The 12,715-nt window shown below is 46.2% G+C and carries 9 protein-coding genes; all 9 read left to right on the top strand.

Going from position 1 to position 12,715, the window contains the following annotated elements; translation table 11 throughout:
* The first annotated feature begins 3 nt into the window (after positions 1 to 3).
* Entirely contained in the window at positions 4 to 3,216 is a 3,213-nt protein-coding gene (locus ACKTT1_RS09050) for a PAS domain S-box protein (protein ID WP_412709324.1), read from the top strand.
* Between the two features lie 119 nt (positions 3,217 to 3,335).
* On the top strand, positions 3,336 to 4,265 hold the full coding sequence (locus tag ACKTT1_RS09045) for a sugar ABC transporter substrate-binding protein (RefSeq protein ID WP_412709323.1): 930 nt from the start codon (positions 3,336 to 3,338) through the stop codon (positions 4,263 to 4,265).
* Positions 4,266 to 4,320: 55 nt separating this feature from the next.
* Positions 4,321 to 5,841, top strand: a complete 1,521-nt coding sequence (locus ACKTT1_RS09040; RefSeq protein WP_412709322.1) for a sugar ABC transporter ATP-binding protein — start codon at positions 4,321 to 4,323, stop codon at positions 5,839 to 5,841.
* Positions 5,831 to 6,772 (top strand): ABC transporter permease, encoded by a 942-nt coding sequence (locus ACKTT1_RS09035; protein WP_412709321.1) that lies wholly within the window; start codon positions 5,831 to 5,833, stop codon positions 6,770 to 6,772. Before ACKTT1_RS09040 ends, ACKTT1_RS09035 begins: the two co-directional genes overlap by 11 nt.
* Before the next feature lie 39 nt (positions 6,773 to 6,811).
* Positions 6,812 to 8,326, top strand: a complete 1,515-nt coding sequence (locus ACKTT1_RS09030) for an FGGY-family carbohydrate kinase (protein WP_412709320.1) — start codon at positions 6,812 to 6,814, stop codon at positions 8,324 to 8,326.
* A gap of 305 nt (positions 8,327 to 8,631) precedes the next feature.
* Complete coding sequence (locus tag ACKTT1_RS09025; RefSeq protein WP_412709319.1) at positions 8,632 to 9,633, top strand: LacI family DNA-binding transcriptional regulator; 1,002 nt, start codon at positions 8,632 to 8,634, stop codon at positions 9,631 to 9,633.
* A gap of 79 nt (positions 9,634 to 9,712) precedes the next feature.
* Positions 9,713 to 10,942 carry an ABC transporter substrate-binding protein gene (locus ACKTT1_RS09020; protein WP_412709318.1) on the top strand — a complete coding sequence of 410 codons (1,230 nt, stop codon included), beginning with the start codon at positions 9,713 to 9,715 and terminating at the stop codon, positions 10,940 to 10,942.
* Positions 10,943 to 10,945: 3 nt separating this feature from the next.
* Positions 10,946 to 11,854: a carbohydrate ABC transporter permease gene (locus tag ACKTT1_RS09015; RefSeq protein WP_412709317.1), complete on the top strand. Its 909-nt coding sequence runs from the start codon at positions 10,946 to 10,948 to the stop codon at positions 11,852 to 11,854.
* Positions 11,847 to 12,713 (top strand): carbohydrate ABC transporter permease, encoded by an 867-nt coding sequence (locus ACKTT1_RS09010; RefSeq protein ID WP_412709316.1) that lies wholly within the window; start codon positions 11,847 to 11,849, stop codon positions 12,711 to 12,713. Before ACKTT1_RS09015 ends, ACKTT1_RS09010 begins: the two co-directional genes overlap by 8 nt.
* Positions 12,714 to 12,715 lie beyond the last annotated feature (2 nt).

The raw sequence follows: 12,715 nt of genomic DNA, 5'->3' as shown, positions 1-12,715 counted from the left end.
TTGTTGAAGAAAAGAAAAGTGATTACACCCTTTTGCAGGCAAGTATTTTTTGTTCTTTCGCCTCTTCTGGTAGTTCTCCTGTGGACTGCGTTTTCCCTGCTGGATAGGTTGAATTCTGCTGTCCTTGCCATATTTTTTCTGATTATGGGTGGGGTATTGGGAGTAACCCTTGCCTTTCTCCTGCACTGCCTTTCCAAAAAAGAAGGTTTCTCTTTGCTGGAGAGGAACTTCCTGCTTGATTTTCTGATTGACAACACACCTGACCGTCTCTACGTTAAGGACCTTGCAGGCCGCTTTCTGTGGGCTAACAAGGCGTTATTGGAATATTTTGGGGTGAAAGACCTAAAAGGTGTTGTGGGTAAAACAGACGCTGATTTTTTTGCTCCGCCCCACTCCAGGAAGACATTTTGTGATGAGCGATGCATCGTTGAGACTGGAAAAGGGCTTTATAACATAGAAGAACAGGAATTCTGGCCTGACGGAAGGACTACCTGGGTTTCTACCACTAAAATACCACTTAAAGACTGGCAGGGAAGAATTATTGGGGTGGCGGGGATTTCCCGGGATATAACCAGCCTCAAACAGAGAGAAGCAGAGCTGAAGGAGAAAGAGCGCTTTCTGGAAAGCATTTTTGAGGGGGTACAGGATGGTTTATCGGTCCTGGATAGGGATTTACGGATTTTGAGAACCAACGCATTTATGAAAAAGCTCCTCGCTTTTGAAAGACCCCTGGAAGGGGAGAAGTGCTTCAGGGTGTATCAGGGAAAGGACAGCCCCTGTGATGATTGCCCGGCACTCCAGACTCTTCGGGATGGAAAACCGCACAGGGTTTTGCGTTCGCATGAGCTAAAGGGGCAAAAACGCTGGGTTGAAGTTACCACTTACCCCTGGTGGAATGCTCAAGGTGAAATGGTGGGTGTCATAGAATATGTGCGAGAGGTTACCGAAAAAGTTAATCTGGAAGCCAGTTTGCGGGAAAGCGAGCAGCAATTTAAAAACCTGGTCGAAGTGGTTCCGGTGGGTGTCCTCATTTATCAGCGAGGACGCTATGTCTATGCTAACTCTCAAGCTGCTTTGATAACCGGTTATGCTAAGGAAGAGCTTTTAGGTATGAGGGCTGACCGCCTTGTGCATCCGCAGTTTAAAAAGGAAGTACTCGAGAGAATAAAGGAACGAGAGCGGGGCAGGGGAGAGCACGAGTGGTACGAAATAAAAATAATTCGGAAAGATGGAGTGGAGCGCTGGGTGCTGGTTTCCAGCCTGACCTTTGAATACCAGAAGCGTCCAGCCGGTTTGGTTTCATTGGTGGATATCACTGAAATCAAGGAGAGAGAAGAGCACCTGTTGCGACTTAATACTTTGCTGCGTTTGTTACAGGAAATCAACCAGCGTTTTGCTCGTGGGGGTGAGAGAAAGGAAATCCTAACCTTTGTGAGTACTCTTTTTGGAGAAATAAGCCCCTATCGGGGTGGATGGATATTTCTGGTCGATGAGAAAGAACCTTTCTTTTTTTCCTGGGGTTGCGTTGATGAAGAGAGTGTAAAGAGGTCTTTATTTTGCGAGGAGTTTAGAAATAAGTTTTCTCAATCGCATTCTATCGAAACCCTGGTGGATGCAGTGGGCAGGGATTGCCTTGGGTTCCCGATTGTTTTTGAAGAAAAAGTTTATGGATTGCTGGTTATTGTACCTGGTGAAGCAAAGCTTTCTCAGGAAGAAAAAGTGCTTTTGCGAGAAATTGCCGCGGATTTAGGCTTTGCAGTGCGTAATTTTGAGCTTCTTGAAGAAGAAAGAGTAATACGCAAAGCACTTGAGGAGAGCGAGCGACGCTTTCGAAATTTAGCTGAAGCTTTACCCTTTTCTGTTATGGTTATATTGAGAGAAAAGGTAGTTTATTTTAATTCTCAACTTATTGAGCTCATGGGACGTGAGAGGGAAGAATTAGAAGGCATGCCTGTTGAAAGTTTGTTTGGTCGCGATTTTGTGGAGAAGCTTAAAAGAATAGAGCCTAATTCTGGGTCACCAAACTTTGAATTTGCTTTCTATGCTCCTCAGAGTGGAATCAGGTGGCTCCTGGTCAGGGTAAATCCTTTTCCTTTTCTCGGTGAGGAGGCTCTCCTGTGCAGCCTCCTCGATATTACAGAACGCAAAAGAAGCGAGGAGAAAATTCGCTTTTTGAGTTTTCACGACCCGCTTACTGGTCTTTACAATCGAGCTTTCTTTGAGCAGGAAATGCGCCGTGTGGATGTTCCAGAGAATCTACCCCTGAGCGTTATCATGGGAGACCTTAACGGACTGAAGCTTGCCAATGATGCCTTTGGGCACGAACAAGGAGACAAACTTCTCATTTTGAGCGCTCGCTTGATCAAAGAAGTATGTCCAAAAGAAAGTGTAGTGGCTCGTTTCGGGGGTGACGAGTTTGTGGTTCTTTTACCTCGCTGTAATCGGGAGCAGGCAAGGACCATTCTTGAGAATATCCAAAGAGTCTTTGAGGAAGAAAGCCGAAAGAACGAGCTACCCCTAAGTATTTCGCTGGGCTTTGCTACTAAGAGTACCCCTTCTCAGTCTATTGAGGAATGTTTGCGCATTGCTGAGAACTGGATGTATCAGCGAAAGCTCACAGAGAGTTCGAGTTTTCGCAGTCGTGCTTTGCAAATTCTGGAAGCTACTCTTCGCGAAACCACCTTAGAGACCGAGGAGCATTCCCAGCGTCTTGCCAGGTGGGCTCTGGTGCTGGGCAAAAAGCTTGGTCTCTCTGAACACGAGCTCGACGTTCTTTCCTTGCTCGCTCGCTTTCATGATATAGGTAAAATCGCCATACCTCGCCACATATTGCAAAAAGCAGAGCCGCTTACTCCCGCGGAGTGGGCGGTAGTTACCAAGCATCCTGAAACAGGCTTTCGTATTACTCAGGCTATTCCTGAGCTTGCTCCCATTGCCACTTTAATCCTTGCTCATCACGAATGGTGGAACGGAGAGGGTTATCCCCGAGGACTCAGGGGTGAAGAAATACCGCTCCTTGTGCGGATTGTGGCTGTTTGCGATGCTTTTGATGTAATGATTAATGGACGTCCTTACAAAAAGCCCCTTTCAGTTGAAGAAGCACTTTTGGAACTCAAGCGTTGTGCGGGAACACAATTTGATCCTAAGATTGTAGAGCTTTTTGTAGAGCTGGCTAAAAAAGACCCTACCTTCATACAGGAAACATCGGAAAAATAAATAGAATAGCTTTATTATCTTTTGGTTCAGGAATTTCCCGATGGGGCCTTCGCTCGAGCGTCTGTATAGTATAATTTTCCTATATAATTTGGCTGAGTTTAGTAAGGGAGGAAAGTGAAATGGTAAAAAACGTGGGAAAGGTTCTTTGGTTAGTTTTGCTTTGTGTGCTGGTGGGAACTCTCATTTCTGCAGCCTGGGCACAGGAGAAGACCATCGCCATGCTCACTCCTTATCTTGCTTCGGTAACCACCAATCAGATGATAAAAGCCTTTGAAGAAGAAGCCAAAAAGAAAGGATGGAATGTGATAACCATCGACACCAAGGGCGACTTTGCTGCTCTGGCAAGCCGCATGGAAGACATGATTGCTCGCAAGGTGGATGCAATTGTTCTGGGTATGGCAGACCCGGTCCAGCTGAAAGATCAAATTAAAAAGGCCAACGAAGCCAATATTCCGGTTTTGGGTGGTGATGCGGGCTGGATTCCGGGAGTAGCCTGCAATGTGACTTCCAACAATTATGTTATGTCGGCAATGATGACCACCTATCTTTTTAACGCCATCGGTCTTGAGGGAAATATTGTCGTTTTTACTCATCGCCCTCACCATGGAGTACGCAAGAGAACCAGAATTCTGGAAGCCATCCTCGAAGAGAATCCCAATATAAAGGTGATTACTGAGCATCATGTACAGGTTCCAGGACCTATTGAGGATGCTCGTAAGGCCATGGAAAGCATTCTCATTGCTAATCCCCAACCAGGTTCAATTAAAGCGGTGTGGGCTGCCTGGGATGAGCCTGCTATTGGTGCTACCCAGGCTATTATTGCTGCCGGACGGGAAAAAGAAATAGTGGTGGCTGGTATTGATGGAACCAGCCAGGCCATAGAACTCATTAAGAAAGGTTCACCGCTTATTGCGACCGTTTCACAGGATTTCGTTGCCATGGCGAAAATCCTGGTGGAGCAACTGGAACGTATTTTTGCTGGGCAAGCACCAACTTCGATTGAGATTTACGCACCGTCAGAGCTCATTACCAGAGAATCTCTGGAATAGTTACCCTCTTGAGGGCCCTTGAGCGAGGGCCCTCCTTTGTGCGGATATGAGTGCGTTGCTGGAGTTACACGAGGTTACCAAGGTTTTTCCGGGTGTCGTGGCACTTGATGCAGTTAGCCTGGAAGTAAGAGCAGGGGAAATACATGCACTGGTAGGGGAAAACGGTGCCGGAAAAAGTACTCTGGTAAAGATTGTGAGTGGTGTACATCCTCCAGATAAGGGTTTCCTCCGCTGGAGAGGCGAGAAAGTAATTTTTTCTCATCCCTCTCAGGCCCAAAAGCAAGGCATTTTTACCATCCACCAGCAGCGCCAGCTGGTGCCCTTTTTTTCTGGCTATGAAAATCTGTTTGTAGGTCGTACTTATCCCCGAAAAAAAGGTGTAGTAAGCTGGAGGGAAGTTAAAAGTACTGCGGAAAAGCTCAAGAAGCAATTGGGAGTGGAAATCGATCTTTCTCTTCCGGCTTCAATGCTCACTCCAGCAGAAAGAACGATGGTCGAAATATTGCGTGCGTTGCTGGTGCGTGCAGCATTAATCATTCTCGATGAACCAACTGCTGCGCTTTCGGAAAACGAAGTACGCAAGCTCTTTGAGATTATCAGGCAATTGAGAAAGCGGGGTACATCTTTCCTGTATGTTTCACACCGCCTGGAAGAAGTTTTTGCTCTCTGTGATCGAGTCACTATATTGCGCAATGGTCGTTTGGTAAAAACTCTGGAGACTTCTCAGACCAGTAAGTCCGAGCTGGTGGCTATGATGGCTGGAGAAGAAGCTACAAGTGTTTTTCCTCCTCCTCCAACTCCACAGAAACAGGAAGTTCTCTTATCTCTTCGTCAGCTTTCCACCGAGGACAGGAAAGTTAAGGAGGTTACTCTGGACCTTTATCGGGGAGAAATTTTTGGACTTTTTGGACTGGTTGGTGCAGGGAGAACCGAACTTCTGGAGGCCCTGTATGGATTAAGAAAGCTTGCCCGGGGCGAGGTATACTTTCAGGGAAATAGATTGGCTGTTCGTAGTCCTTATGAGGCTATGCGTGCCGGTTTTGCTCTGGTTCCTGAGGACCGTATTCACAGGGGGATTGTACCTTCTCTTTCGGTGCGGGAAAATGTGACCTTGCCCGTTATTGAGCGCTTTCGTTTTTTGCCCTGGTTTCCTGTTCCTGAACGGAGAAAAGAGAGAGATTTCGTGAGTCGGATGATTCGTCGTTTGCAAATTAAGGCAGCAGGAACGGAACAGATGGTAGCCACTTTAAGTGGCGGTAATCAACAAAAAGTGGTTCTCGCTAAATGGATTGCTCGTGGAGCACAGGTGTTTCTGTGTGATGAGCCGACACAGGGTGTTGATGTTGGTGCGCGACGGGAAATATACGAACTTCTCTATCAGCTGGCTCAAGAAGGAGCAGGAGTTTTACTTGTTTCTTCAGACCTTGAAGAGGTGCTCACAATTAGCCATCGAGTGGGGGTCATGGTTGGAGGACGCTTAATTAAAGTGTTATCTTGCCAGGAAGCTTCATCCCGAGATATTCTTTCTCTTTGTTATGGTACAGAGAACGGAAAGGGTGAGAGTGGTGCGCAGTAAATCCATGTTTCTGTCTTCTTACGGAACGATTATCGCACTTTTTATTGTATTTGTTGCTTTTTCTCTTTTGAGCCCAAGCGTTTTTCCCACCCTGCGCAATCTACTAAACATTACCCGCCAGATTTCGCTGCTTGCCATTATCGCTACCGGGGCTACCATCATTATGACGGTGGGTGAATTCGACCTTTCCATTGGTGCTATGGCCAGCTTTGGTGGGGTTTTAGCAACTGGCCTGGTGGTAAGCGGAATGGCTATTCCTCTGGCCGTTTTATTGACGTTGTTTTTTGCTTTTCTTTTCGGCCTGGGCAATGGGTATCTGGTAACCCGTTTTGGAGTTTTTTCCTTTATTACCACTCTTTCCAGTGGAACTATGCTGAGTGGCCTCACCTTCTGGTACACGGGTGGAGCCACCATTTTTGGTGGTATTCCGGAGCCCTTTCTGTGGTTGGGTCAGGGAATGTTGGGCCCTCTACCTGTTCCTACCTTGCTTATGTTTTTAGTGGTGGCGCTTTTTTGGTTCTTGTTGAGTTATACCGAGTTTGGGCGCCGGCTGTATGCTATCGGTGGTAACCCAGTAGCGGCAGAACTTTCCGGAGTTCGGGTAGCGCGGGATAAAACTTTTGCTTTTGGCTACACGGCGCTCCTTGCGGCTTCAGCCGGTGTAATTCTTGCTTCTCGCCTGGGCTCGGCTCATCCCACTGCAGGTGGAAGCTTGTTTTTGCCTTCTTACGCGGCGGTTTTCCTTGGAATGACCACGGTTCGTGGTGGTTTTCCGAATGCCTGGGGTACATTTTTGGGGAGCCTTATGATTGGCATTATTGCTAACGGCTTAACCATTCTTAATGTTCCTTTTTATCTTCAGGACATCGTTACTGGTGCTATCGTTATTATGGCAGTTGTATTTCAGAGCCTGGGTAAAATCGCTTTGTGAAAAATTTCCGGGCCTTTTGGAAAGGAAGCAGGATGTCCGATGAAAGAACATATTCTGGCTGTTGATGCTGGAACGAGTAGTCTCAAAGTAGTGGTTTTTGATTTTGAAGGGAGAGAAATAATATCGGTGAGTAAGGATTACCCCACTCGGTTCTCTGCGCCAGGTGAAGTTGAGCAGGATCCAGATAGCTGGTGGGATGCTCTGGTGTTTTGCTTGCATCGTCTCTGGGACAAGGGCATTGTTCCACGAAGCATTGCCGGAATTTGTGTTACTGGGCAAATGGAACTTTGTCTCCCTCTGGATTTGAATTATAAACCTCTTTACCCCGCAATCCTCTGTTCTGATATGCGAGCTCAGCAGGAAATGGATTTGGTGATTGAAAGTATTGGTTGGGAAAGCTTCTGGGCATACACGGGTAATTTTCCCCGTGCTTCAATGACTATTGCTAAAATTTTATGGCTTAAAAAGCACCTTCCCGATGTATATCGTGCAACCCGGATTGTGGTAAACAGTTCCAAAGATTATTTGCTCTTTTGTCTTGCAGGGGTACAAGTTACTGATCCTACCAGTGCTTCGACCACCGGTATACTAAATATTCGAAAACGAACCTGGGAGAGCGAAATACTCAAAGTAGCTGACATTTCAGCTTCCCTTTTACCGCCGGTTCTTGCTTCAACAGAGAAAGTAGGTTCCGTAACTCCTGAAGCCGCACGGGCTACCGGTTTGCCAACTGGTTGTCCAGTGTTTAACGGGGCTGGTGATGCTGGAGCCTCAAGCTTGGGAGCTGGCGTTTTCGATCCTTCAAGGGCCTATTGTTACTTGGGCACCACAGGTTGGGTGGCTACCGTAGATAATTCTTTACCCGTAAAACCCCAAAAAGGACTTTTCATACTCTGCGATCCGGATCCGCGATATTATATCCTGGTTGCTCCTCTTTTGAATGCGGGCCGGGCCTATCGCTGGGCGATTGAAGCTCTGGGTTATGAGAAAGAGGGAGGCTATGCTCAAGCAGAAGAGGAGCTGAAAATGGTTCCCCCGGGAAGCGGAGGAGTTATCTTTCTTCCCTATCTTCAGGGAGAGCGTAGTCCGTTTTTTGATCCGCATGCTCGTGGGGTCTTTTTTGGGCTTTCCGAGACAACCGGGAGAGCGGAAATGGTGCGTGCTGTTCTTGAGGGAGTATCCTTTGCTATTCGTCAGCTTATTGCTCTTCTGAAGAGTCGGGATAACGGAGAAAAACTAAGCTTTCTTACCCTTATTGGTGGAGGTAGTCGTAGTACAGTTTGGCCTCAAATTCTTGCTGATGTTTGCGGTGTGGATGTTGCGGTTTCTGAACGAGGAGCTGGTGCTACCTGCTTTGGTGCTTTTCTAATTGCTCTTTCTGGTTATCGTGGTTTTCTGGACCAATCACTGGTTGATGGAATCCTTGGTGAAAGCCGAGTGTATAAACCTTCCTGGGAAGCGCAATCAGTATATAACGCGCTTTTCCCGCTTTATGAAAAGCTGTATCCTCTCCTGAAAGATGCTTTTAAAGAGCGGGCCGAGCTTGGTTTTTGAAGTTTCAAAACAGTGGATATTAGACATCGCGTTGTTTTTGGGCCATTCCTGAAAAGTTGTTTCTTTTTCGATTGGCTTTCTTCTTTTTAGAACCCTTTCTATCTTTAGCCTACATTGTTAAGCATTTGACCCGAAATGTTTGCAGAGGGGCGTCCTGGGTACGAGCCACAATCAGAATACGCGATGGTGGAACATAAGTCGTGAATACCGTGCTCTTTGTTTGTAAATTTTGAAAATTATTTGAAAACAAAAAAATTTTCAGAAAATATTTATATTTATCAGAAAAAAGGGTAGAATTATTTCAGGTGATCACTTTGGTGCGGCCTACTTTGAAAGAGATAGCCCGTAGAAGCGGAGTTTCGATAGCCACTGTCTCGCGAGTGCTGAATAGTACCGATAGTGTGCGAGAACAGGTAAAAGAAAAAGTCTGGAAAGTGGCAAGAGAACTCGGGTATCGACCTGCCCGTTCATTTAGAAAGCGAGTAGGCAAAGTCATTGCCTTGATGATTACTGACATCGCTAATCCCTTCTTTCCCGAGATAGTGCATGGAGTAGAGGATGCTGTTTTTGAGCACGGCTTCAGTGTTAGCCTCTGGAATACTCGTGAGGACCCCCAACGAGAAGAGCATTATTTGAGGACTCTTCACAAAGAAAATGTTAAAGGCATTATTTTTGGCGCTTCGAGAATTAAAGAAGAATATATTAGGAGTACTTTTGAAAAAGGTATTCCCTGTGTAACTATAAATCGGATAGTAGAGGGTGTTCCTCATGTTGTTGCGGATTATGAAGAGGGTGCTTATCTGGCTACCCGTTACCTCCTGTATTTGGGTCACGACCGTATTGCTTTGATTAATGGTCCGGCTAATGCTCAAACCAGCAAGTGGCGTGAAAAGGGTTTTCGAAAAGCATTTGCTGAGCAGAACAAGGAAATTGATGAGCGACTTTTGAGCTTTAACCCACCACTCATTGAGGGTGGATATGTTACTACCTTGCGTCTTTTAAAAAAGGAGATGCAGCCTTCGGCTATTTTGGCTTATAACGATTTAGTAGCGCTTGGTGCTATGAAAGCTATAAAGGAGAGCGGCCTTTCTCTGCCTCGGGATATTTCTCTCATAGGGTATGATAACATTTTTCTCTGTGCTTTTCTTGACCCTCCACTCACCACGGTTGAACAACCCAAGTATTTGATGGGCAGATTGGCTGCTGATATGCTCTTCAGGATGATTGAACGTGGTAGTGTTGCGGAAAAGAGTGTGCGCCTTAAGCCTCAGCTGGTCATTCGTGGTTCCTGTGGAGTGAAAGGATAAGGAGGTGGTGGCTGATAATTTGCGGTCAGGGCGAATTCCCTATTTTGTTAGTAAAACCTTAGGGAGGAAGGTGAATACCATGCGGAGGAAGGTTCTATTTATTGGGATGTTCGTAGTGGTTTTTCTGATTATGGTTCCGGCCTTTGCTCAGGAAGTAGTGAAGTACTGGATGTGGCTTGATGACCCCACGGATCGCACTGTATGGGAAATGGTGGAAGAGTTTAACGCTGCCAATCCAGAAATCAAAGTGGAAATCGAAAACATTCCTCTTAAGGATTATCATGATAAACTGGTTACTGCTTTAAGTGCTGGAGCAGGCCCCGATGTGGCACGATTTAAAGATTGGTGGTTGGGGGAATTTCACGAGGCGGGTTTACTGGAACCTCTTTCTGGGTATATCGCGAATTGGCCAGGTAAGGACGATGTAATTCCCAACCTCTGGAATACGGGGAAAATACCTGGAGAAGAAGAGATCTACATGATGCCCCATCAATTTATCACTTTCTACCTTTACTATCGTAAGGATTGGTTTCAGGAAGCAGGATTGAAACCCCCAGTGACCTTTGATGACTTTTTAAAGGCAGCTCAGACCTTGACCGACCCCGAAGCTAATCGATATGGTTTTGGGCTGCGGGGAGGTAGCGGAGGTCAGGACCAGTGGTTAGCTTTTATGGTTGCAGGAGGTGCGCGAGTAGTTGACGAAGCGGGAAATATTGTCATTAATTCTGAGAAAGCAGTTGCAGTGAATCAATGGTATATTGACCTCTACCGCAAGTACAAAGTGGCTCCGCCCAGTGCTCCCACCGATGATTATGCCCGGATTACTGGGGCATTTAAGGCTGGTATTACGGCCATGATTGCCCACCATGTAGGCTCTTCGGTAATCATGACTGAGGCCCTGGGAGACAAATTAGGAGTAACGCACATTCCGGTTGCGGATCCTGCTAACCCAGCTACTATGGCTACCATGAGTGGCAACGTTATTTTTGCCACTTCAAAAGTAAAGGATGCAGCATTTAAGTTTCTTTCCTGGATTACTGAGACTGAACAGATGGACCGCTGGAGTCGTTCCCGAAACGGGCAGTTACCGGTTTTAAAATCTGTAGCCGCGATGGACTATTATAACCAGAATGAATTTTTCAGGATTTCTCTCGAAGCAGCCGACTTTGCTATCACTTGGCCACCACTACCTGGGGTTGGTTATGTTGCAGCCAGTGTGTGGCAAGTGAATATGCAACGAGCATTACTTGGAGAAATTTCCAGTAAAGAAATGCTGGACGCCATTGCAGAGGCCCTGAAGGAGCGCTAAAAAATGCCTATGGTTATGGGGCGGAAGGAGCGGTGGCTTTTGCCGCTCCTTCTTCTTACTCCTGCTTTTGCTTTGATGATAGTGATTGTTGCTTATCCTCTCTTTCAAGCAGTGCGCCTTTCTTTTTTTAAGGTTTCTCTTTTGCGTCCAGATTTGGCGAAACCGGTCTGGTTTGATAATTACTTGAGGATGTTCAAGAATGAAGTTTTCTATCGAGCTTTTTTAAACTCACTAATCTGGATTGGTGGTTGTGTTTCTATTCAATTTGTAGTGGGCTTGTTCGGAGCGCTGCTTTTGCGTTGCAAGTTTCCTGGTAGGGCACTGGTTCGCGGTTTAACTCTTATTCCCTGGGCCACGTCCAGTGTGCTGGTGGCTCTCATGTGGACCTGGATGCTCGACGGAAACTATGGGGTGATCAATGACCTGCTGACCCGTTTTGGGATTCTAAGCGGCTATGTTCCCTGGCTTGCACAGCCTAACACTGCACTCTGGGGAGTTATTATAGCCAACGTTTGGCAGGGAGCCCCCTTCTTTGCAGTAATGTTACTGGCAGCCATGCAAAATGTTCCTGCAGAACTCTATGAAGCTGCTTATATCGATGGAGCAGGAAGAGTCAAGCAATTTTTTTATGTTACTTTACCTTTAATTATGCCCACCATTATTATTACCACTATGCTTCGCTTGATCTGGACTGCCAATTATATGGATCTTATTTTAATTATGACTGGAGGTGGTCCAGGTTATAGCAGTATGACTATGCCGCTCCTTGCTTACATTACTGCTTACAAAAGGTTGAGGGTGGGCGAGGCAGCGTCTATAGCAGTTTTTCAAGCCATTTTTCTAATCGTTGCTATTGGGGTGTACTTGCGTATTTTGCAGGGAAGAGAGAAGGAGGAGATGTTTATTGCTTAAAAAGAAACTTCAAAAAGCTTTTTCCACTTCCCGAAGACATCGAAAAGCTTCTTTTATGATTGTGCTGTTTGTAGTTTTATGGCTTACTTTTATTCTCTTTCCTTACTTGTGGATGTTTAATACTTCTCTTAAACCCCAGGACGAGCTTTATAGTTCGCCAATACGCTATTTCCCATCCAAGCCTACTTTTTCTGCCTACCGGTTGCTAATCCAGACCACTCCCTTTTCTCGTTATTTCGTAAACAGTTTGCTGGTTGTTGGGGGCACCATACTTCTTTCTGGCAGTGCTGCAATTGCTGCAGCCTACGCTTTTTCACGTTTCGATTTTCTGGGTAGGCGCAAGCTCCTATCGTTTTTTCTGGTTAGTCAGATGTTTCCCGCTGTGTTGCTGGTGCTCTCGCTCTTCTTTATAGTGAAAAGCTTGGGTTTAATTAACACTCCGTTTGCGCTAATACTTTCTCACAGCACATTTGCTCTTCCTTTTACCACCTGGTTGATGACCGGTTTTTTGAACTCTATACCCCGGGAGCTCGATGAGGCAGCAACCATCGATGGAGCAAACCGCTGGCAGGTTTTTCGTTATGTGCTTTTGCCTCTCTCAGCACCGGGCATTGTTGCCTCATTAACCTATGTGTTCATCTTCTCCTGGAATGAGTTTATTTATGCACTTACTTTCACTTCGGATACTGCTGCTCGCACTCTTCCAGTTGGTTTGCATTCTTTCATGGGAGAATACATTATTCGTTGGGATTTGCTGACTGCAGGGGGTGTGCTTACCTGTCTTCCTGTAGTGTTTTTCTTTACCCTGGTACAGAGGCACCTGGTACAGGGACTTACTGCGGGTGCCGTTAAGGGTTGAAA

It is taken from the genome of Atrimonas thermophila (assembly GCF_045864955.1).
Classification (GTDB): domain Bacteria; phylum Atribacterota; class Atribacteria; order Atribacterales; family Thermatribacteraceae; genus Thermatribacter; species Thermatribacter velox.
This window is presented reverse-complemented; position numbering and strand designations above follow the sequence as displayed.

What these genes read in the sequence shown, in the direction of transcription:
- ACKTT1_RS09020 (WP_412709318.1), top strand. Translation starts at nt 9,713, where the DNA reads ATGCGGAGGAAGGTTCTATTTATTGGGATGTTCGTAGTGGTTTTTCTG.
- ACKTT1_RS09015 (WP_412709317.1), top strand. Translation starts at nt 10,946, where the DNA reads ATGCCTATGGTTATGGGGCGGAAGGAGCGGTGGCTTTTGCCGCTCCTT.
- ACKTT1_RS09030 (WP_412709320.1), top strand. Translation starts at nt 6,812, where the DNA reads ATGAAAGAACATATTCTGGCTGTTGATGCTGGAACGAGTAGTCTCAAA.
- ACKTT1_RS09045 (WP_412709323.1), top strand. Translation starts at nt 3,336, where the DNA reads ATGGTAAAAAACGTGGGAAAGGTTCTTTGGTTAGTTTTGCTTTGTGTG.